Genomic DNA, 22,133 nt, shown 5'->3' with positions numbered 1-22,133 from the left:
ACACCAAAGCGTTACAAGCAGGCTGACAGGACATTCAATGCTGCACATTATTGACGATGAAGAAGTAATCCGCGACTCGCTGATGTGGCTGGCGAAATCACGTGGCATTCCAGCCACCGCTTATGACAGCGGCAAGGCATTTCTCACCGCGCTGGACAACATGCCGCGCATCAATCTGCAAGGACAATGCGTCTTGCTGGATGTGCGCATGCCGGACATCGGCGGCATTGCGCTATTCGATCTGCTTTCTTCACGCAATCTGACGCAGGTATTTCCGGTTATTTTCCTGACGGGTCACGGCGATGTGCCGATGGCCGTCGATACGCTGAAGCGTGGCGCCTTCGATTTCTTTGAAAAACCATTCAACGATAACAAACTGATGGATCGCGTGCAGGAAGCATTGGCCGCATCCGAACAAGCTTCAGCCAGCGCCGCGATACACACGCGTTTGGCTGCGTTATCGGGACGCGAACGTGAAGTACTGGATTTGATCCTTGAAGGAAAAATGAACAAGGTAATCGCCGACAAACTGGGCATCAGCATGCGCACAGTCGAAGTACATCGCGCGCATATTTTCGACAAGATGAATGTCAAGACGGCAGTCGAACTGGCGCGCCTGTTGAAGTAAATTTTGCCCCCTGGGCTGTACGTATTTCCCGCCATATTTCCATCCAGTTTCGCGCCGTAGCGCATTGCTGATTACCCATGCATATCGTCAATATCCTGTTGCCTGATTTTTTGCTGATCCTGTTCGGGTCCGTGCTCTTTCGCGTCACCAATTGGGGCAACGAGTTCTGGGCCGGTATGGAAAAGATTATTTATTACGTGCTGTTTCCAGCGCTGTTGTTCTACTCTACCGCGCGTTCGCCGATTAACTTCGCTGCGACCGGCCAATTCCTGCAAGTTGCAATCGCCGCCTGCGTCGCCGGCATCCTGCTTGGCTGGCTGGCAAAGCCGCTGTTCAAAACCGCAGGGCCCATGATTTTCGAATCCGGCGTGCAAACTGCATTCCGTTTTAATTCCTACATCGCCCTCGCCATTGCCAGTCGCCTCGGTGGCGACGAAGGCACGTCGCTGATGGGGCTGGTGATCGGCTTTGCCGTCCCGCTTTGCAATATGGCAGCGGTGCATGCACTGGTAAAAGACAAGGGTGGTTTGCTGCTCGAACTGCTGAAAAATCCATTGCTGATGGCCACCATGGGCGGCGTCGTATTCAATCTGCTCGGCCTGCATTTGCCTGATATTGCCAGCGCCTTCCTGTCGCGCCTCGGCAATGCATCGATCGCACTTGGCCTGATCATGGTCGGTGCCGGCTTGCGCCTGACTGGCTTGCATGCAGCTAAAGGTATCGCCAGCTACTTCTTATTCGTCAAACTGTTCGCGGTGCCTGTCATCACGTATGCGCTGGGTTTGTGGATGGATTTATCGCCTTTGCATTTGCAGATCGTCGTCATGTTTGCAGCGTTGCCGACCGCATCAAGCGCTTATGTATTGGCGGCGCGCATGGGTGGCAATGCCCCTTTTGTCGCCTTCCTGATTTCAGCCGGTACCTTGATTTCGATGGCAACCTTGCCACTTTGGCTGGCGCTGCTACAGTAAACAAGGCCGTTGAATATCAAATCGATTGAACTACACCTCGTCTATGACATCGTACTAAGATCGCGGCTCCAGATGAAGCCACTCAACAAATATTTTATTGACGCCTGAAAATAGCGAATACGAAAGTCCAGTTAAAGCACATGCAACACTTTACCGCCCATTTGCACGAAGAAGCCGGCACCCTTGCCTTGGGTGCGGCGCTGGCGCGCGCAGTGCAACCGGGACTGACGATTTATTTGCACGGCGATCTTGGTGCCGGCAAAACGGCGCTGACACGCGCCATGCTGCATGCGATGGGTCACGACGGCCATGTGAAAAGCCCGACCTACACCTTGGCCGAACCGTATGCCATCGATATCGATGGCCAAAACGTCAATGTGATCCATTTCGACCTGTATCGGATGGCGAGTGCGGAAGAATTTCTCGATGCCGGTTTCCGCGAATACTTCAACCATCAAACAATCTGCATCGTCGAATGGCCGGAAAAAGCCGACGCGGTGTTACCTCCGCCCGACATCAACATTTCACTCACTGTCGTGGGCGAAGGACGTGATGTAGAATTGCAAGCGTCGTCCGATCAAGGTGTTGAATGTCTGAACCGACTGAAATTCGCTCCCAACCTGTAATCGCCAAAGTGCGTCGCACCGTCCTTAAAGCGGGCGGTACGCTACTGATTTCCCTGCTTGCTCCGCTGCCCGCATTCGCTGCGCAAATTCTGGCCGTGCGCGTATGGCCCGCTGACGAGTACACGCGCGTCACGCTGGAGAACGACACCAATCTGAAAACCACGCACTTCATCATCAAAAATCCTGAACGACTGGTGGTGGATGTGGAAGGTATCGATCTGGGACCAACCTTGAAAAGTCTGGTCGCCAAGATTCAATCCAACGATCCCTACATCAAGCAGGTGCGCGTCGGTCAGAACAAGCCGAATGTCGTACGCCTGGTGTTCGATCTGAAAGAAGAAGTCAATCCGCAGGTATTCACACTGGCACCGGTTGGCGAATACAAGCACCGACTGGTATTCGATTTGTATCCGGTCAATCCACCCGACCCGATCGCTGCCTTGATTGAAAAAGGCCAATGGTCACTGGATGTCCCTCCCGATGCGATGCCGCCGCCGACTGCAGAAGTGGTGCCGCCGTATGTCGAACCCAAGTCAGGCCGTCCGCCGCAAGTTACGCGCATGCTGACGATTGCACTCGATCCTGGCCATGGCGGCGAAGATCCAGGCGCAATCGGACGTGGCGGCAGCTATGAAAAAAACATCGTGCTGGCAATCGCCAAACGCTTGAAAGCGAAACTAGAACAACTACCGAATATGCGCGTGATGCTGACGCGCGATGGCGATTATTTTGTACCGCTGCAGGTGCGCGTGCAAAAAGCCCGCAAGGTACAGGCCGATCTATTCGTCTCTATCCATGCGGATGCGTTTGTACAGGCCACTGCCAACGGTTCGTCGGTATTTGCCTTGTCCGAAAAAGGTGCCACCTCAACTGCAGCGCGCTGGCTCGCCAACAAGGAAAATGCCGCCGATTTGATAGGCGGCACCAATATCAAAAATCACGACAAGCAATTGGCCAGCGTACTGCTGGATCTCTCCACCACGGCACAAATCAACGACAGCATGAAGTTGGGAAAAGCCGTGTTGAATGAAATCGGCGGCATCAATCGCCTGCACAAAGGTGCAGTAGAACAAGCGGGTTTTGCGGTATTGAAAGCGCCCGATATTCCGAGCATCCTGATCGAGACGGCATTCATTTCCAATCCGGAAGAAGAATCCAGGTTGAACGATGATGCGTATCAGGACCGCATGGCAGATGCGGTCGCGCAAGGCATCAGGAAATACTTTGCGAAAAATCCGCCGCTGGCAAAAAGCAGAATGATGTAATGTCGACAGCTGCAAATAAAAATACCGACAAATAAAAACGCCGCGAAATTCGCGGCTTTTTTATTACGGCTTTTTTGGTTTTCTGAATCGTTGTGCGACTTTCCACAAAGCCCCAAGCGCAACCGGCACAGCTGCGGCACCTACGCCTATCAGCACGATGGTATTCAAATGATCCCGAATAATGGGGATGTTGCCAAACAAATAGCCACCCACCACCAGCAAGGCCACCCACAAAATCGCGCCAGTGACATTGAAGAACTGAAAACGCACGAAGGTCATCATCGAGATGCCGGCCACGAAAGGCGCAAACGTACGCACGATAGGCAGAAAGCGCGCCAATATCAGAGTGATACCGCCATGTTTTTCATAAAAAGTATGCGTTTTTTGCAAGGCATCGCGATCCAGCCAGCGATAGTCATGGGTGAATACTTTTTCACCTATGCGCCGTCCTATCCAGTAATTCACCGTATTGCCGAGGATCGCAGCCGCGATCAGCAAACTCAGCAATAACCAGATATTCATGCCGCCTGATGCGCAAAATGCACCTGCGATGAAAAGCAAGGTGTCGCCCGGCAGGAATGGAAAAACCACCAACCCTGTTTCACAAAAAATAATTGCAAACAAAACCAGATAAATCAGTCCGCCGTATTGCGCGATAAAGGTACCGAGATACTTGTCGACATGCAAAATCATGTCGAAAAACTGCATGAAATCCATAATTCTCCTTGGTAGCGGCAGCATGATACACCACTGCTCATTCGTAATTGTGCTCACCGCTCATGCAAACTGACAGTCTGATTACGCATCGGTTCACTGCCGTTTGCAGGCTGGCGACGTTATAATCTGCAGATGCACGCAACCGTTCAGCCAGCCCGGCCCATACAGCCACTCTCCGACCAACTCATTTCGCAAATCGCCGCCGGCGAGGTGGTAGAACGTCCATCTGCTGTCGTCAAGGAATTGCTGGAAAACGCCTTGGACGCAGGTGCCACGCAAATCAGTGTGCGGCTGGAACAAGGTGGCGTCAAACGCATCGCCATTACCGACAATGGACGTGGCATTTCGCCAGAACAATTGCCCCTGGCTTTGGCGCGCCACGCCACATCAAAGATCAATTCGCTGACCGAGCTGGAAAATGTCGCGACCTTGGGTTTTCGCGGTGAAGCGCTGGCGTCAATCGCATCGGTCGCACAGTTGACCCTGACCTCGCGCACCGCCGATGCGGCGCACGCGTGGGAAATCACAGGCGTGCAAAATCTGGATCAAAAAAGCACAGTCGCGCCGTCATCAGGCGCACCTGGCACCACAGTCGATGTGCTGGATCTGTATTTCAACACGCCGGCACGCCGCAAATTCTTAAAAACCGAACAAACCGAATTCGGTCATTGCGCAGAAGTCGTGCGCCGCATTGCGCTATCGCGCCCTGATGTTTCGTTTTCGCTGACGCATAACGGCAAGACCATCGATCACTGGGCGATCAACGATATCGCTAAACGCAGTGCGCATATTCTCGGCCATGAATTCTCCGGAGCACGTCTGCCACTGGAAGAAACCGCCGGCCCTTTACATCTGCATGGCTTTATTGGCTTGCCGACCGCGTCCAAGGCACGCGGCGATGCACAATATTTTTACGTGAATGGTCGCTTCGTGCGCGACAAACTGTTGATGCATGCGGTGCGTTCCGCCTATCAGGATGTCTTGCACGGCGACCGTTATCCATCGTATGTCATCAGTCTCGATCTCGATCCAGCCTTGGTCGATGTGAACGTGCACCCGTCGAAGATCGAAGTCCGCTTCCGCGATAGTCGCGCAGTGCATCAATTTGTATTCCACGCTGTCAGCCGCGCGCTGGCGCAAACCTCGGCAACTGCATTCGGTGCCGTACCTTCGCCGACACCAGCGCCATCCAGCGCATTGCCATGGTTACGCGAACAACAGCAAACCACATTCGCGCCGCAATTCAATACGCCTTATGGCGTGGCGCAAAACGCGGCGAATTACGGCGCGCTCTTTAACAGCGACCCGGCATCCAACGATAGCGCTGCACCGTTTTCACAGTCGTCAATGAATGTTCATGCGGCTGCGCAAACCATGTCGGACGATGAATTCCCGCTCGGTTTTGCACTGGCGCAGCTGCATGGGATTTTTATCCTGGCGCAAAACACCAAGGGCTTGGTGCTGGTCGATATGCATGCGGCGCACGAACGCATTTTGTACGAGCAACTGAAGCACGCGCTCGACGACAATGCGATGCAGGTGCAGCCGCTGCTGATTCCGGTCACCTTCTATGCCGATGGCGTGGAAGTCGGTACGGCGGAAGACAGCAAGGATATTCTGCAGTCACTAGGTTTCGATATCGCTGCCTTGTCGCCCACCACACTCGCTGTACGCGCCGTACCGGCCTTGCTTAAAAATGCAGACGCACAAAGCCTGGCGCGCGATGTATTGCGCGACGTGCGTGAATTCGGTGCTTCACGCGTACTGCTGGAACGACGCAATGAATTGCTGGGCACGCTGGCTTGTCATACCGCGGTGCGCGCCAATCGCACATTAACCGTGCCGGAAATGAATGCGCTGCTGCGACAGATGGAAGCAACCGAGCGCGCAGATCAATGCAATCACGGCCGGCCGACCTGGGTACAACTCGGTTTATCGGATCTGGACAAACTGTTCGAGCGCGGTCGCTGAAGTGACTACATACGTGACAACCATCGGTTTCATCACACTTATTCTGCAAGCCGAGAACGCATGAGCACCCTCATCGCTAAACCGCTGGTGGTTTCCATCATGGGACCAACCGCGTCTGGTAAAACTGCCGCCGCACTGGCGATCGCCGAACGGATTCCTTCTGAAATCATTTCCGTCGATTCCGCTCTGGTTTATCGCGAGATGAATATTGGTACAGCCAAACCAACGGACGATGAACGTGCAAGCGTACCGCATCATCTGATCGACATTCTCGACCCGCTGGAATCGTATTCAGTCATGCAGTTCCGCGAAGATGCACTGCGTCTTTCCGCAGAAATTATTGCGCGCGGCAAATTGCCCCTGCTGGTCGGCGGCACCATGCTGTATTTCAAAGGTTTAAAAGATGGACTCGATGCGCTGCCGCAGGCTGATACCGCATTGCGCGCAGAACTGGATGCAGAAGCTGCACTTATCGGTTCGCCAGCCATGCATGCAAAGCTGGCAAAGCTGGACCCTATTACCGCCGCCCGCCTGAAACCAAACGACTCGCAACGCATACAACGCGCCCTGGAAATCATCGCGCTCACCGGCCAGCCGATGTCCGCATTGTTGGCACAAGCACCGAAAAGTGAATTGCCCTTCAATCTACTGCCGATTGCACTGGAACCGTCTGATCGCAGCGTCTTGCACGCGCGCATAGCAACGCGCTTCGACGCCATGCTGCAAGACGGCGGCTTGATCAATGAAGTTAAAGCGCTACGCGCACGAGGCGACCTGCATCTTGGCCTGCCTTCCATGCGTTGCGTCGGCTATCGCCAAAGCTGGGAATATCTGGACGGCGACTACGGCCTGGCTGAATTACGCGAAAAAGGCATCGTCGCTACCCGCCAGTTAGCCAAACGGCAACTGACCTGGCTGCGCAGCATGCCGGACCGCCACGTCATTGACTGTCTGGCACCCGACACTCCAAGCAGCATTTTGCACAAAATTACCAGCGCAAATCAGCCGTAAATCCCGCTAGAGTCTGCATCTGCGTCATCCCCGAGCAAGTTCAGTCATTACAAATGCACAATGATTTTCACCCATCAAGTCAGCAAAAAATCAGCTGAATTCAAGGGATAAATCATCCCTTACCGCAATTTCATATTGACTTAGCCAGCCGAAAACGTCATAATTTTCGGCTGTTTGGTGATATAGCTCAGTTGGTTAGAGCACAGCACTCATAATGCTGGGGTCGGTGGTTCAAATCCACCTATCACCACCAAGAACAAGAAATGCATAAACCCGCGTTCCTCTCACGAGAGCGCGGGTTTTTTGTTGCCCGACGTATTTCCGTACTGCAGACCCAAATATGTAAAATCAACCCACTTTTTACCCCGTCACTTGAGACAGAGTTGAGCAAACTTTCGCCCATTTGCAGATTATCTACCAAAATAAATCGCCTGAGGCAGGAGTTATGGTGGCGAAACACCGTATTTGGTTATCAAATTGCCAGATAATCTACAACGTGACGCGGCACAAGACGACCTCCCAATGAAGCAGCGCCCTTCACCAAATCGGAACACTAAAACCAAGCCCAACGGCGCCTTTATAGCTACGCATTAGCGGGCTTCCATTACAACCGTCCAATTCACGGCGCATCCACAATGAGCAATTCCGAAAACATAAAAATCTTTAACGACGCCGTCTCAAAGATTTTCACCTTACTTTACGAGGACTTTCCCTCCCCTATGGATTTGGGGCCGGATCACTTTTCGATTACCTCTGATCTTGGAGGAATTCCTACTTGGCAGGATTCGGACTGGGAACCAATCTTCCACACACTCATTTGGCTCACTCAGGAAGGATACATCCGTACACATGGGTACAGTCATGGCATATGCCAAGGAGCTGTACTTACTCAGAAAGGACTGGCGGTACTTCGATCTATTCCGGATTCAGTCTCAGGAACAGCTCCAATCGGCGAGCAGCTTTCAAGCGCCGTAACATCCGGGGCTAAGGATGTCGCCAGGGGTCTGGTTGAACAGGCGCTGTCTGCCGGCATCAAAATTATTCTTGGCCAATAACCTAAAAGCCTATGCGCTAAAACAACTTAGCAAATGCTAAATATCAAACTTTGCGCCTTCCACCCTTAGCCATTCCTTACATTCCAGATAATCAGGCATCAATCGTTCAACTGATTTCCAAAATGCAGCCGAATGGTCATGGTGTTTTAAGTGACACAGTTCATGAATCACGACGTAATCCACCACACGGTGCGGCGCAAGAATGACCTTCCAGTGGAATAGGATTTCACCGCGTACGTTGCAGCTACCCCAGCGGGATTTGAATGTCTTGATACCCACCTCAGTTGGCTTCACACCGATTACTTTGGCATAGCGCTGTACCTTTTCCGCAAACCGCTGTTGCGCTTGGTAGCGATACCAACGTATCAAAGCATTCTTGACCAGCTCCGGCGTAACAGCGTCTGCCGGCAGCGTCACAACTAGGCGACCCTGCTTCAGCTTAACCGGTTGGAAGGCACCGGACTCCAGCTTCAGGCGATAGTTGCGACCCAGGTAGGGAAAGGCTTCCCCACTGACAAACTCCTTGCTGCTAACTGGAGCCTCCTGCTGATGCAGGTACAGCTTTTCTTTGATCCAGCGCGTTTTCTCAGTCAGAAGCTTCCTGATGCGTGTATCAGGCAACGCAAGGGGGACGATAATCGACACCGCCGATTCATCCACTTGAATGCGGGCGGATTTAGTTCGTGGGGTACGAATGACTTCAGCAACGAAGCCACGCCCCTGTACATACTCAGGCGCGATCATTACTTGAATTTCACCTGTGCCAAGGCCATGAATCGCTCTGTCAGAACACCGTACAGCTTGTCATCGTTGAAACTGGATGCAACGATTGCGCGCTTGATGTTCTTTTTGACCCGTTTGACCTCATCTGGCTTCTTGAAAAAATCGACGATGACAGTTGCTTCATCCATCATCTCAACCAATGCTTTTGTTACTTGGACGATCTCATCGTGAATCAACTCGCCGAGTGATTCGTTACCAGTAAGCAGCGACACTTCCGCCACCAGAATGTTATGGAACGCAAACTCCGTATCATTCAGACCCAGGTTATCGGCTGCCTGCTTGCGATCAGATTCGATGGTGTCGCGAAAATTCAATAGAAGCTGTACCAGCTCATCCCAATGCTCTGATTTCTTGAGCAGGATTTCATTCAACTTGGCACTGAGCGACTTGTAGTACTCCTCGTCTTCCGCAAGATTGATGTCGATATGATGCTTGATCGCATTCTCGATTTCTGACGCCTTGGATTCGTCAGACTTATGCTCCTGGAGCTTCTTCTTATAATCGACTGCTAGCAAGTCAATCGGCGGAATTTTAGGATCGACACCAGTGGCGCGAATATGCTCTTCAATCAGGGCGCGCACTTTCTCCCCCACGCCGGCTAAATCCAGTTGCGCGTCGCGGTATAGATTGCGCGCACCTTGATTGATCTTGCCTAGCGCCTTCAGATCAGGCAGGAAGGGCTTAGCACCGGCGTCCGGCATGACGATATCCATCTGCTTCGCAAACTTCTTGAAATCGATCTCGAAGTGTTGGCGCTTGTCTTCATCCTTCAGCGCCAGGATGCAAGCATCCAGATTATCAATATCGATGCCTTTGAAATGCCCCATCACGCGAGTGTGCATCGCTTTCAGCTTCGGAATTTCATCCTTCAGGTCTTGCAACGCGCCGGCCACGTCCTCCTTCGAGAACATGTCCAAGGCTTCCGTCAGATAATCGCTCAAGCCGAAGTAATCAACGATGTAGCCTCGCGCCTTCCCTGAAGCGGTTCGATTGACCCGCGCGATCGCCTGAAGCAATGAATGCTCTTTCAACTTGCGATCGAGGTACATCACCTGGCAAACCGGTGCATCGAAGCCGGTCAGCAGCATGTCCTTGACGACGATGATCGACAAGGGCTGATCAACGATTGGTTTCTTGAAATTGTCGATCTGCTGCTTCTGCACTAGGCTATCGGTATAGGGCGCAAAAAAAGCATCGTCGTTATGCATGCCCGAAATGATGACAGCCGTCTCCGGCCCCTCCAGCTCATCTATCGCCTGCTTGTACAACACCGCTGCACGACGCGAAGACGTAACAATCATCGCTTTGAAGCCGTTAGGCTGGATATGTTCACGGTAATGCTTGAGCAGATCGATACACACCCAACGGATGCGCTGAGGCGCTTCCAGCACGGCTTGTTCAGTACCGTATTTCTTCTTGATTGCTGCCTTGTCTTCCGCACTGCGATCGGCAAAATATTCATCAAAGAGCTTGTCCAGCGAGTCGCCAGTGACTTTAGTCTTCGCCTCCCGCCCCTCATACAGAATCTGGCAGGTCGCACCGTCAGCCACGGCTTCTTCGATCGTATAGGTATCGATATAGGTGCCGAACTCATGACTAGTCTTTTGCGACGTAATCAGCGGCGTGCCTGTGAAGGCAATCTTAGGTGCATTAGGCAAGCCGGCATTGATCGCCACGCCAAGCGTGCCATATTGTGTGCGGTGCGCTTCATCAGCCAGCACGATAATCTTCTCGGATGTATTCAGCTCAGGGAAGTCAAAGTCATCCTCAGACTCCTGGAATTTCTGGACCATCGCCGTAACCAGATCGGCGCTATCGCGCGCTAGCAATTCCTTCAAGTGTGCGACTGACTTGGCGTGATAGACCGTTTCGCCCTGCGCTCTTTCAAACTGTGCAGTGAGTTGGGAGTCGAGTTGGGTGCGATCTGTAACAAATACCAGCTTGTAGTCACGCAATGCCGGATCGCGCCGCATCTTGATGGCCAGCATCACCATCGTCAACGACTTGCCTGAGCCTTGCGTGTGCCAGATGATGCCGCCTTTGTCTTTCTTGGTGGTACCCGTCTTGAGACGATGTATGGTTTTATGCACTGCGCGAAACTGCTGGTAACGCGCAATTTTCTTGATCACACGTCCATCGACTGGCTCGTACAAAGTGAAGTTCTGAATCACATCCAGGAAGTTGGCATGACTGAACAAGCCAGCAAGCAAAATCTGCTGCGAATTAGCCACCACAGGATTATTCAGGATAGCGTCATACGGCACTGCTTGTTCAGCTACGCCAAGCTGCTTCTGATGAGTGCCAGTATCCACTGTCAACTGCAATGTATCGCCATTCACCGCTGCAGCGACTTGTGCCTCTGTGAATGGGTAAGCGTCCTTCCACTCCAGGTAATGCTCAACCTTGGAGCTGATCGTTCCAACGCGAGCCTGATCGCGATGCGTACACACCATCAACTGGTTATACCAAAACAATCTCTCAACGCCTTCATCTTCATGCGGAGCGCGTCGGTTGGCATAGCGACGAAGCTGGTTGATGCCATTTTCCATCGGGTTGGTAACGTAAGGCGACTTCGCCTCAATCACCGCCAGCGGTAATCCATTAACGAATAGCACGATGTCAGGAATGATCGACTCATTGATGCCTTCAATCTTGAACTGGTTGACGCACAGGAATTCGTTATTGGCGATATTGTCAAAATCGATGAGGCGTACCGTCTGCCCTTTGCGCCCCTTACCCAGATCCTGTTCGACCGACTGGTAATGCACGATGTTCTGCCACAGGTTCTGGTTGGCTTCCATCAGCGTCGCTGTGACCGGATGTGTAGTTTCACGCACCACCTTGCGCAAGTTCTCGTCACTGATCCACGGGTTGATGCGTTGCATAGCGGCAGCTAGGCGCTTTTCCAGCACCACTTCGCGGAAGTACGTGCGCTCGCCAGTTGGCGACGGCGCGAACTGTGCGCCGGGCAAATACGTCCAGCCTAGCTGTTGCAGTTGCTGCAGCGCAGGCAGTTCGACTTTGTCGTATTCATCGTTGGTCATGAGTCAGTTCACCTTGACGCGGACTTTGCCAGTTAAGAGGTCTTGCATGAGTGCCTTCTTAGTTGACTGAAGCGCATTCATTTTTTTTGTGTTCGCGATTAAAGTTGCGTCCAAGCTTGAAATCTGAGCGACGATTTTTTCTTGTTCTGGCAATGAAGGTAGAGGTATCAGAAGACCTTTAATGTTTTGAGCATTGATATTAACGTTTGAACTTCCTTGCGTAATAGCACGCAACTGAAATTGGCAATAATCGGATTCGTAGCAATAACCCACAAATTTATTTAAAGCCATGTCCTGATTAAAACGGAAACGAATTAGATAAGAAGCAAACACTGCTTCGTTATCGGAATCAAAAATTCCATACCGCCCAATCGCACCGCTCCTAGCAAATAAAAAATCACCCTTAATAATCTTGTACGCATTGAAATCAACTTCAGACATAACCATTCTGGGCATGCCTTCAAATGTAATATATGGATTGCTCAAGTCAGTAATACGTACAACATAAGCACCAATTGAAGTGTATGCATCCTTAGAGTAATACCCTTGCTTATGCTCAAGTGTAATATCCTCCAAACTGATAACGTTCCAAGCTTTTGGCAAACGTCCAACTTCGCTATCCTTGAATTCCGTGTGACCAATCCCCTTTGTGAGCAACTCTTGCATCATGCCGGTCTTCAAGTCTTTCAGCTTGTTGATTTGCGCCTGGGTGGATTCGATTACGTCATCAACGGCGGTGAGGGTGGCTGCGATTTTTTGTTGTTCAGGACGCGGGGGAAGCAGTAATAGCATGTCCTCCATGCTTCCCTTGGTGACATGTAAAATTCCCATGCCGTTCGACTTGCTCATCCACTCTTCAGTTTTTTGCTTAAGTAACTGGTAAAGATAAGGCTTAGTAATATTTACTTCATCACAAGTTACTTTCCAAATATGGTAGTGATAGATCGCTTTTGGGCCTTTCCAGATATGCGCACCAAAAGTTGCAGACCACATATAAAGTAAATCACCAAAATCGCAATATTGACGCTCAGGCAATTCCAAGTTTGAATAGTAATAATCCTTGCCGGAACCAGTAAGGTTTTGAAGTCGAATGACTGGCGTACCTTGTTTTTCCCATTCCGTTAGTTTGTAAGCACGTCCATTTGAGAATTCGGCTACGTCCCCTTGTCGGTATTCTGACCATCCTTTTGGAATTGCATTACTCATACCCCAACTCCGCCAAATATCCCTTCATCACTACTTCCGCTTGCGCGACTTGCACATCCAGCTCATGCAAGGACACGCTGTACTTATCCCACCAACGTTCAAACTGCGCGATCAACGCCGGGTTGTCGGACGGCAGATGTGCATGGATCACTTCCTTGCTGGTGATTTCCGGCTTGAAATCGTAATAATCGGCATCGCGTTTGACGAACACTACCGTCACGTCAAAGCCTCGCAGGATCTCTTCCTGTATGTAATCGTCATGCACTTCACGCACCGGCACACCGCCATGCAGCAATGCGCGCACGTCGAAAATTTCCGGCGGCGGCGAGGTGTCGGCGTAGCGGCGTATGTTCAGGTTGTAGTCGTTCTCAGCGATCTCTGCCAGCGTCACTACCTTGGCATAGCGCTTGATGCCAGCGTATTGCTCGAAGGTGGCAACAATCTTGGCAATGTCCTCGGCGCGCAGGCTGTTCTGGTTCTTGCCTTCTGCATAATCGAGTTCGCCATTGATAAAGAGGACTCTACCTTTGCGTTCTTTCGGCTTGTTCTTGTTGATGATGAGCAGACTGGCAGGGATGCCCGTGCCGTAGAACAATGCTGCAGGCAAGCCGATCACGGCTTCCAACAAGTCGTCGTTCAAGATGCCTTTGCGGATTTCCTTCTCGCTGGAGCCGCGAAACAACACGCCGTGCGGCATGACCACGCCCATCATGCCATCGTTATTCAGCGACGCAATCATGTGCTGCACGAAAGCCAAGTCGCCAGAATCCTTGGGTGGCGTGCCGTAAGGGAAGCGACCAAAGCCATCGTTGTCAGCCTCTTCTTTGCCCCACGCTGCCAGACTGAACGGCGGGTTGGCGATCACGCGATCAAAGTGCATCAACTCGCCATGTTCGACGTGCTGCGGCTCGCGCAAGGTATCGCCCTTGCGTATGTCGGCGTTGAACACCCCGTGAAGGAACATGTTCATCTTGCAGATCGCCCAGGTATTCAAATTCATTTCCTGACCGTATAGCGAGAGGTTGGCTGCGTTCTCGCCGTGACTGACTAGGTAGTTACGGGTTTGCACCAGCATGCCGCCTGAGCCTACTGTAGGGTCGTATATGCGCATGCCGGCGTGGGGTTTGAGCAAGGCAACCAGCAGTTGCACGACTTCGCTCGGCGTATAGAATTCACCGCCTTTTTTACCGGCGGAGTCGGCAAACATCTTGATCAGGTATTCGTAAGCAGTACCAAGCAGATCGGTCGATTCAAAATCAACATTACGCAACCGGTGCTTGCTGAAGTGCGAGAGCAGATCGCCGAGCTTCTTGTCGGACAGCTTGTTCTTGATGTTGAAGTCGATCGAGACCAGCACGCCTTCCAGGCTGGTGTTGTGTTCTTCAATCGCTTCGGTGGCTTTATTCAGTTCGGCGCCGATATCGTGCTTCAGATCCTTGAGCGTGTTCCAGCGCGCCCGTTCCGGCACAAAGAAAGTCTGGTCATACTCATCTTCATCCTGCGCTAGCTTTTCAGCTTCAGCCTTCGATTTACCTATGCCGACGTAGTGGGCGATGACCTTTTCCTGCTCTTCATCGAAACTGTCTGACAGGCGCTTCAGGAACATCATTCCGAAGATGTAGTCCTTGAACTCCGATGCATCCATATTGCCGCGCAGGATATCGGCGGCTGTCCAAAGATAAGATTCGAGTTGTTGAAGCGTGAGTTTCTGCGTCATGTAAGTGCTTTGCCAGTCTTGATTGATTTTCGTGAGGAGATTATAGGGGCAATGCTCGAAGTGTCGGAACTATCCATCGCTCATCACAACCGTCGGAACTCCCGTTTTGCGCACTCGCTAGGCGCGGGTAAGACGATCAATGACCGCCCTGCGTAGGCAGATTAAATTAGCCTACTGCTTTGTTAAGTTAAGGCAAGGGGGTCTAATCCTGGCTGAATGTCTTTTCGCGACCGCAATTAAATTAGCCGGCAAACGCGCAGAGCGCGGGAGCCGGCATGGATACAAACGTCCTTACAATTTAGTTATCTAATTTCCGAAACTGCTTCCATTCCGCTATAGATTTGAAAATTAAAGTAAATTGGTGTTGAGGCGACGCTAGTCGCCTAGCGCCGCAGGTCGCCTAAAAATATAAACGTATTAACTTAAAAACGTATAAACCTACAAACCTATTAACTTATAAACCTATAGCCACAGAAATAAGCACGGAGTGAGCCTTTATTCATAGATATCAATTAGTTATATAGGCCCACATACGAATTGTTTCGGCCAGCAGCAGCCGACACTAGGAATTACCTAGCCACAGTCCATCTTTTCATTTTCTTCAGCTTGGCTGAGATCGTTGAAGCAGAAAGCGGAGGCTCTCCCTTCTGCCATCCCAAGACCCTCGCCACCAATGATTGCGAAGTGCCACCAGCAATTTCATTGGCAACCCACAAGTATTTGAAGTCTTTAACATCGGCAGCAAGTTGTGGACGGATCAACGCATGATTGCGCAAAATTCTATCGACATTAAGTGCCTGGTCGTCGATCTTCTGCCACTGTTTCTGTATTGAATTAGAAACAAGCGACGCCAATTGCCATTGCTCTACATCGGTAAGTTTAAAAATTGAGTTGACTCGTGCTTCCGATGTCCAATCATTAGCCAGGAATTCAGCTGCAAGTTCAAAATCAAATTCAGGCTGATCAAAGAGATCACGGTAAGTCCGATCCTTTACCCTGTCGCGCTTTCCTTGTGCATACAACCAGTGAAGATCAATCATTTTTCGATCTGAACTCAACAGCTCTTGTTCTGGCGTAAGCAAGGATGGATTAGGCACGCCGGGAACTTTTACGGTTGAAAAAGAAGCTGGTCTACGCTTGAATGGCACCTTCCGCAACTCTCGGAAGCGGGGGGGTCTCAAACCACGCTCGTTCATCACCAAGTTAATAGCGCATACAAACGAGCGAATGGCTGTGTAATCCCACAGTTTTTTTGTAGAACTCGAACGCTTATTGACCATCGTGTCCAGAACCTCTTCCAGCGCGCCGTTTGTCTTACTCCTTACCTTGCTAAGCAGCGGGGTGGCGGCGCCGATAAAACTATTATTTGCTGTGCTGGCGTTAGCCATCCCATTCACCGGCTTCAATTCGTTGATATTTTCGTGTGTCATATAACCCTCCTGTAGTTGGCGTGCGCAACTGCCTAAATTTGGCAGCCGCCATATGCTACTAAGCGAATTTAGGCTTTGTGTTGGCAATTTTCGATGAAAAAATCTCTTTTAATTCAGTAGGTTACGAACTTAAAAAGATTTTTATGGGGGATTTTTTGCCAAAGCGAGACTGAATTCAGGCGTCGCTTAGCGACTACATATGTCCGAAAGGTATGCGTCAGAGCTTGGATGGAGATGGGTCGTTTGTATAAGGATATGTCTTGGCAAACCTGGAATGACGGACTCATAGCCTACTAATGAAACCTTATATTCCTAGGACTTCGTGTGCTTAGAATGTGACGAGAAAAACCTCCAAATTGGTCGGCTTCCCGTACTACACTACTCGTCACAAATTATCGATGTTTTTTCATACAAATCAGATACTTACGATGCATTCTTATACAACCTGATTTTGTGTCGATTTCTGACGAAAAAATAACCTGCAAATTACCTTAAAAAAGCTATTGCGCTGACCTCGACGTCCCTTATTACGATTGCCCTTCGCATCTTCATGATTGAGCAAACAAAAAGCCCGCGTCCGTTATGGAAGCAGGCTTTTTGTGAAGGTATCATCGGCTCTATATTGGAAAGCGCACAACCCTACGCAAAATTAATTGCCAGGTCTGGTAGTCCACCCTTTTGAACAATACGTACTGATGCCACTGATAGTCCAATTCAAGTGACCGCGACTACGTCTCAATAAACTCAACAATTGACTGCACTTCGCTCACAGTTGTCGTAAACCACTCACATCCCGGTGCATCTTCTATCCAACGACCTCTAGCCTTAAGAACAGCATGAACAGCGCTTTCTATCTGGGTAACTCGTGTTACTTGCCAACGTCCGAGAATTTCTGGTTTTTCAAAAAAACCAGAACCCTTGCACTGTCCAAAGACACGCGTTTCGACATCGGCGGCACCAGTGAACCCGATTTTTATAGGAAATGGATCAACAGTTTTTTTAATTGCGGGGAATGAAAAAGCGTAAAGCCAGCCACGATGTTCTATATCAACCTGTTCTTCGATTGCCTCATCTTCATCTGCAACCGCCTCCTGCGTGAACTCTACATCGGATTTGAGACGATACATTCCCGACTGCCCCAACCACACAAACGGAGATTCTGGTCCAATCTTGGCTCTATGCGAGGCGAAAAATCTCAACGCACTCCCGACCTGATGCATTTTTCCCTCTGCATCACGAGCTGGATAGCTAAGGTTTAATTCCTGTTCTGAGAAATATCTAGCGATGACTCTGTTAATCACCAGGTTTAGTTTGAATGGCTCGCCGGAAGTCGCTTCAGGTTCTAATGCGAGTTCTGGGAGCATGTGATACCGAGCGAACTTATAGCAGAATGAGGCCGTTGGTTCGAACTCGATGGGCAAGGTTTTCATTTACTCTTCTTTTATATTTTGATTAGAAAAAATCAATTGATTTGATCAAGTTCGCTACGTGCAATTTTAATCGGCCAGCCCGATCTTGTTAGAATGAACGCCTAATTCAAAAATTGTCTGATTGATGAAAAAAGCTGCGGAAAAAATAATCGAGAAATCAAGCTCCATCTATTCCAAAACGGCTGTCGGGCGAGCAGGAGAGACTCTTAAAAAAACCAGTATTTCTATCGACAACCCTGATGCGCATCTCGAAGCGCTCAAGGCGTTGTCGTATTGGCGCGCGTGCCATATTACCCCGCTCGACCATGCTGTTTCTGAACTAGCTGTCGTGACTCAAAAGGACAAAGCAGCGATTATCGCTAAAAGATTAAAGCGTACGCCATCGATAATTGCCAAGCTGAACCGTGAGTCCGGCATGCTACTTCAAAATATGCAAGATGTCGGAGGATGCCGAGTTGTGCTTAGGTCTTTGCGTCATGTTAACAAAGTGCGACGCGCTCTTAAAACGCGTGGAATATATCGTGAACGTGACTATATTCAAACGCCGAAGAAAGATGGATACCGCGGCGTTCATATGATCGGCAAGTTTCCTGGAGAACAGGGGAATACTGCTTTCGTTATAGAAATCCAGCTGCGCACCGAAGTACAGCATGCTTGGGCAACCGCTGTAGAAATCATTGATTTATTCACAAAGCAGGCATTAAAAAATGATGATGGCAGGCCGGATTGGTTGAATTTTTTCTCAGCCGCAGGTGAAGCATTCTCGGAACTGGATGGTGTCGTTATCAATGATGAATCCCACATGGAGAGCTGTGCCGAAGTAGCTCGCCTAGCAAGAAAGCTGGCCGTTCTCGACAAGTTCGAGGCTTACAATACATCTCTTCGCATCCTGGATGAGGAAGGTATTAAATGGGTAGAAGGTTATTACTTGATATCTATCGATACACGCGAAAAAACTCTTCGGTATGACTTCTTTGGCATTCCTGAATACACTAATGCGCTGGACGAATATTTGCAAAAGGAACGAAGTAGTGCAAACAATCCTGAGGTTATTGTCGCCTTGGTATCAACACACTCACTAAGCAGCCTGAAAGAAGCGTATCCAAATTATTTCGCTGATGCTCACAAGTTTGTCCAACATTTAAACACCATCATTGCGCGACACGAATACGCCAATCCAAACTGGATCAAGAGAATTCTCTTGGGGTTATCGAGCGATAAGCGCCCAAGAATCCCTGAATAGGCCGATAGCGAACGGGCTATCAGCCAGCATGCTTCACACGGCTCCCATCGTCACGACTAAACCTTAGCGATATCCTGGAATGCAATAGGCTCCCCATCGTTCCGATATCGATATAGTGTCACCCTGAAACCTTCTGACTCCGGAAAACGTCTTACGAAATCCCTTGCCTGTGCGACGGCGACATCATAGTCACGCTGTAACGATATTTTGGCGTAATGCTGACGATCCTTTGAGATCGTTAAAATCATGTCCCACATCACACATCTCCTTTCCTAACGGCGTCTGCAACAACTGCACTTTGATTCGAAGAGTGTGCCAATCTCTCAGCTAGAAGAGTGGCATTGAGATGGGTGTAACGTGAGAGCATCTGTAGCGTTTTGTGACCAGTAATTGACGCCACCTCCATCGTGCCAAATACTCCTCTTTCAAACAATCTGCTCGTTGCTTCGTGTCGCAAATCATGAAAGTGCAGATCGCTCAAATATCCAGCTAGTAGCGCACTACCGGACTCAACACATTGCCTTTTATAAAGGCTGTATGCGCCCGTCAGCGCCCTTCGCCAAGCTTTACTAATCACAGCCCCATTTGATCTAAATAAAGCGCCCTCAGATCGTGGTTGCAGCCGCTGCAAAATTGCCACTGCCTCTGGACTCAATGGAACAACACGACCGGTTCCATTTTTCGTATCTTTCAATGAGATAAAACGTTTCGCCAAACTCACGTCACACCATTGAAGTTGGATTATCTCGGAAAGACGCATGGCGGTCTCTACCGCCAAGTGGGCGATCGGCGACAACTCCGCGCTTTTTGATGTTTTGAGTACCGCCTCCAGTTCGCCTGGCAGCAAGCGGCGATTACGCCCGTTACTGACAGTAGGCTTTCGAATCGAAAGCAATGGGTTGGTGACTTCAATCGCCCACTCTTTGTGTGCGATTTCAAAGCAATGTGAAAGGATAGCCAAACGCCGACGTACTGTGGCGGGAGCGAGTGTTGCAAGCCACCTGTCACGTAGTGAAGCAATGTCCACAGGCTTAATAGATAGCAAAGGGGACGCTGACAAGCGATCTCTGATGATTGCCTGGATAACGTAAGTCTCTTGTGCCGCACCCTTTTTAGCGACCGTCACGTCGGCGCTGTACCGGTTCAGAGCTTCTTTTAACGTCATTGCGTTATTTGCGCTTGGGGGGCGCCACCGACCCGATTGAATGTCTGATTCAACCTGTCTTGCCCAAGCCAGTGCGTCCTTCCGTAATATGAAAGACTTACACACGGCACCTTCTTTTCGATAAACACGGACGTGATACTTACCCTTACGCTCAGTAATATTAGCCACTGTTTCACCCATCTATAATCAGCCAGTTGATATAGAGTTGAGCAAACATACTGGGAAAGCGGAGCGTTCCGCGCAAGCTATTGATTTAAATGGATTATTTCAATCGCTCACACGCTATGGCACAGCACTCATAATGCTGGGGTCGGTGGTTCAAATCCACCTATCACCACCAAGAACAAGAAATGCATAAACCCGCGTTCCTCTCACGAGAGCGCGGGTTTTTTGTTGCCCGACGTATTTCCGTACTGCAGCATTTCAGTACCCCCTCTGCACTTGAGGCAGCGCTGACTGCCTAAGCAGCCGTTTTTTGATCTGGAACAAGTTCGCGCCCGGGCGCGCAGGCATATCATGGTCAGGTAATCACACGTTTTCCAATCACAGGAGAAAACCATGTTCAAGAAAATCCTCGTACCAACAGACGGCTCGCCCTTATCCGACAAAGCCATCAATGCCGCGATAGAGTTTGCCAAAGCCATGAACGGCGAGCTCGTCACGCTCTGCGTCGCCGAGCCGTATGTGTACTCGGCACTGGTTGAAGGAACAGGCGTATTTCCAATGGACTCGGTTGCCTATGACGAGAAAGCGCAGGAAATCGCACAGCATAATGTTGACAAGGCAGCGGTGCTTGCCCGCGCTCAGGGCGTGACATGCAAGACTGCAGTCGCCCTGTCTTTCAGTCCGTATGAAGAAATCGTGCGCGCAGCAGAACAGAATAATTGCGATGTGATTTTCATGGCCTCGCATGGACGCAAAGGTTTGAACAAGCTGTTTGTCGGCAGCGAAACGCAAAAGGTATTGGCGCATTCGACCCTACCGGTACTGGTATTTCGCTGACAGCATTAACAATCTGAAAAATCGGCGCGCGGCATCAAGTAATAAAAAAATCCCTTGAGAATTCAGGCTCTCAAGGGATTTTTTGCATAGAGCGGATAGCTCCGCGCGGGTATTATTCTTCCAGCAGGCTACGCAACATCCACGCAGTTTTTTCATGCACGTCCAGGCGTTGCGTCAGCAAATCGGCGGTCGGCTCATCGTTGGCCTTGTCGACGATATCAAACAAGGCGCGCGCAGTGCGGGCGGTCGCTTCATGCGCATTGACCAGATGACGAACCATGTCCATCGCTTTTGGCACGCCGTCGATTTCCTTGATGGATGCCAGCTTGACGAATTCCTTGTAAGTACCTGGCGCCGGATAACCCAGGGCGCGAATACGTTCAGCAATCAGATCCAGCGCATTCCATTGCTCTGTGTATTGAGCCATGAACATGGTGTGCAGACTGGTGAACATCGGTCCTTTGACGTTCCAGTGGAAATTGTGGGTCATCAGATAAAGCGTATAGCTGTCAGCCAGCAGACCGGACAGGCCTTGTACGATCTTGGCGCGGTCTTTTTCAGAAATACCGATGTCGATCTTGGTGACTTGAGTTGATGGACTTGGTTTTTTAGTGGCCATGTAGCGCTCCGAAAAGTTGGTTTGTATGCATGATCATACTTTGATTTTCTGCAATATGTGCCGGGTGATCATCGAGCATGCTCGCCCGATTAAAACTCTCCCTCTTGAATTCGGCGTAAAAAATGATCACCAGCATCTGGATGGCGACAATCCGCATCATCTATTTCCTCAGCATTTAAACTCCTCTAGCAAGCTCATACCGCACGGGTTTTTCGGTATTGAAATGTTAAGAAATCGTAAAAAACGTTCC

The 22,133-nt window shown here is 50.3% G+C and carries 19 protein-coding genes and 2 tRNA genes; 11 read left to right on the top strand and 10 right to left on the bottom strand.

Features of this window, described 5'->3' with window-relative positions; translation table 11 throughout:
- The first annotated feature begins 37 nt into the window (after positions 1–37).
- The 4 genes from Hfont_RS13295 (at position 38) to Hfont_RS13280 (ending at position 3,490) form a co-directional block, all read left to right on the top strand.
- A complete protein-coding gene (locus Hfont_RS13295; protein WP_112992895.1) occupies positions 38–628 on the top strand; it encodes a response regulator transcription factor in 591 nt (196 codons plus the stop codon).
- 77 nt (positions 629–705) lie between these two features.
- On the top strand, positions 706–1,599 hold the full coding sequence (locus Hfont_RS13290) for an AEC family transporter (protein WP_112992894.1): 894 nt from the start codon (positions 706–708) through the stop codon (positions 1,597–1,599).
- A 140-nt stretch (positions 1,600–1,739) separates the two neighbouring features.
- Positions 1,740–2,225, top strand: coding sequence for a tRNA (adenosine(37)-N6)-threonylcarbamoyltransferase complex ATPase subunit type 1 TsaE (gene tsaE / locus Hfont_RS13285; protein WP_112992893.1), 486 nt, complete (start codon positions 1,740–1,742; stop codon positions 2,223–2,225).
- Positions 2,189–3,490, top strand: coding sequence for an N-acetylmuramoyl-L-alanine amidase (locus Hfont_RS13280; RefSeq protein ID WP_112992892.1), 1,302 nt, complete (start codon positions 2,189–2,191; stop codon positions 3,488–3,490). The genes tsaE and Hfont_RS13280 overlap by 37 nt, the downstream gene beginning before the upstream one ends.
- Before the next feature lie 63 nt (positions 3,491–3,553).
- Here the strand turns inward: Hfont_RS13280 and Hfont_RS13275 are convergent, their stop codons facing one another.
- Positions 3,554–4,207: a VTT domain-containing protein gene (locus Hfont_RS13275; RefSeq protein ID WP_112992891.1), complete on the bottom strand. Its 654-nt coding sequence runs from the start codon at positions 4,205–4,207 to the stop codon at positions 3,554–3,556.
- A 132-nt stretch (positions 4,208–4,339) separates the two neighbouring features.
- On the opposite strand from Hfont_RS13275, the gene mutL reads away from it, so the two are divergent.
- From mutL to Hfont_RS13255, 4 genes are all read left to right on the top strand, one after another.
- A complete protein-coding gene (mutL, locus tag Hfont_RS13270; protein ID WP_112992890.1) occupies positions 4,340–6,178 on the top strand; it encodes a DNA mismatch repair endonuclease MutL in 1,839 nt (612 codons plus the stop codon).
- A gap of 60 nt (positions 6,179–6,238) precedes the next feature.
- Positions 6,239–7,189 carry a tRNA (adenosine(37)-N6)-dimethylallyltransferase MiaA gene (miaA, locus tag Hfont_RS13265; protein ID WP_112992889.1) on the top strand — a complete coding sequence of 317 codons (951 nt, stop codon included), beginning with the start codon at positions 6,239–6,241 and terminating at the stop codon, positions 7,187–7,189.
- 176 nt (positions 7,190–7,365) lie between these two features.
- Positions 7,366–7,442: transfer RNA gene (locus Hfont_RS13260), tRNA-Met, on the top strand.
- Between the two features lie 382 nt (positions 7,443–7,824).
- Positions 7,825–8,244, top strand: coding sequence for a hypothetical protein (locus tag Hfont_RS13255; protein ID WP_112992888.1), 420 nt, complete (start codon positions 7,825–7,827; stop codon positions 8,242–8,244).
- Between the two features lie 36 nt (positions 8,245–8,280).
- On the opposite strand, the gene Hfont_RS13250 is transcribed toward Hfont_RS13255, so the two are convergent.
- The 6 genes from Hfont_RS13250 to Hfont_RS13225 all read right to left on the bottom strand — a co-directional run bounded on the left by Hfont_RS13250 (position 8,281) and on the right by Hfont_RS13225 (position 17,854).
- Positions 8,281–8,988, bottom strand: a complete 708-nt coding sequence (locus tag Hfont_RS13250; protein ID WP_112992887.1) for a M48 family metallopeptidase — start codon at positions 8,986–8,988, stop codon at positions 8,281–8,283.
- A complete protein-coding gene (locus Hfont_RS13245; protein ID WP_112992886.1) occupies positions 8,988–12,071 on the bottom strand; it encodes a type I restriction endonuclease subunit R in 3,084 nt (1,027 codons plus the stop codon). Before Hfont_RS13245 ends, Hfont_RS13250 begins: the two co-directional genes overlap by 1 nt.
- Before the next feature lie 3 nt (positions 12,072–12,074).
- Positions 12,075–13,277 (bottom strand): restriction endonuclease subunit S, encoded by a 1,203-nt coding sequence (locus Hfont_RS13240; RefSeq protein ID WP_112992885.1) that lies wholly within the window; start codon positions 13,275–13,277, stop codon positions 12,075–12,077.
- On the bottom strand, positions 13,270–14,994 hold the full coding sequence (locus Hfont_RS13235) for a type I restriction-modification system subunit M (protein ID WP_112992884.1): 1,725 nt from the start codon (positions 14,992–14,994) through the stop codon (positions 13,270–13,272). The genes Hfont_RS13240 and Hfont_RS13235 overlap by 8 nt, the downstream gene beginning before the upstream one ends.
- 569 nt (positions 14,995–15,563) lie before the next feature.
- Entirely contained in the window at positions 15,564–16,424 is an 861-nt protein-coding gene (locus Hfont_RS13230) for a hypothetical protein (protein WP_112992883.1), read from the bottom strand.
- Positions 16,425–17,152: 728 nt separating this feature from the next.
- Positions 17,153–17,854: a GIY-YIG nuclease family protein gene (locus Hfont_RS13225; protein WP_112992882.1), complete on the bottom strand. Its 702-nt coding sequence runs from the start codon at positions 17,852–17,854 to the stop codon at positions 17,153–17,155.
- 124 nt (positions 17,855–17,978) lie between these two features.
- On the opposite strand from Hfont_RS13225, the gene Hfont_RS13220 reads away from it, so the two are divergent.
- Positions 17,979–19,097, top strand: a complete 1,119-nt coding sequence (locus tag Hfont_RS13220; RefSeq protein WP_112992881.1) for a RelA/SpoT domain-containing protein — start codon at positions 17,979–17,981, stop codon at positions 19,095–19,097.
- A gap of 256 nt (positions 19,098–19,353) precedes the next feature.
- Here the strand turns inward: Hfont_RS13220 and Hfont_RS13210 are convergent, their stop codons facing one another.
- Positions 19,354–20,262, bottom strand: a complete 909-nt coding sequence (locus Hfont_RS13210) for a site-specific integrase (protein WP_162845913.1) — start codon at positions 20,260–20,262, stop codon at positions 19,354–19,356.
- A 270-nt stretch (positions 20,263–20,532) separates the two neighbouring features.
- Between Hfont_RS13210 and Hfont_RS13205 the strand changes: the two genes are divergently transcribed.
- Positions 20,533–20,602: transfer RNA gene (locus Hfont_RS13205), tRNA-Met, on the top strand.
- 218 nt (positions 20,603–20,820) lie between these two features.
- Positions 20,821–21,264 (top strand): universal stress protein, encoded by a 444-nt coding sequence (locus tag Hfont_RS13200; protein ID WP_112992878.1) that lies wholly within the window; start codon positions 20,821–20,823, stop codon positions 21,262–21,264.
- Positions 21,265–21,376: 112 nt separating this feature from the next.
- Here the strand turns inward: Hfont_RS13200 and Hfont_RS13195 are convergent, their stop codons facing one another.
- Entirely contained in the window at positions 21,377–21,883 is a 507-nt protein-coding gene (locus tag Hfont_RS13195) for a Dps family protein (protein ID WP_112992877.1), read from the bottom strand.
- The gene (locus tag Hfont_RS15105) at positions 21,873–22,043 is read right to left on the bottom strand and encodes a hypothetical protein (protein ID WP_162845912.1); all 171 of its coding nucleotides are present in this window, start codon (positions 22,041–22,043) and stop codon (positions 21,873–21,875) included. The genes Hfont_RS13195 and Hfont_RS15105 overlap by 11 nt, the downstream gene beginning before the upstream one ends.
- Positions 22,044–22,133 lie beyond the last annotated feature (90 nt).

It is taken from the genome of Herminiimonas fonticola, assembly GCF_003293745.1.
Lineage (GTDB): Bacteria > Pseudomonadota > Gammaproteobacteria > Burkholderiales > Burkholderiaceae_D > Oxalicibacterium > Oxalicibacterium fonticola.
The sequence above is the reverse complement of the archived record's forward strand: the minus strand, read 5'-3'. Positions and strand labels throughout refer to the sequence as shown.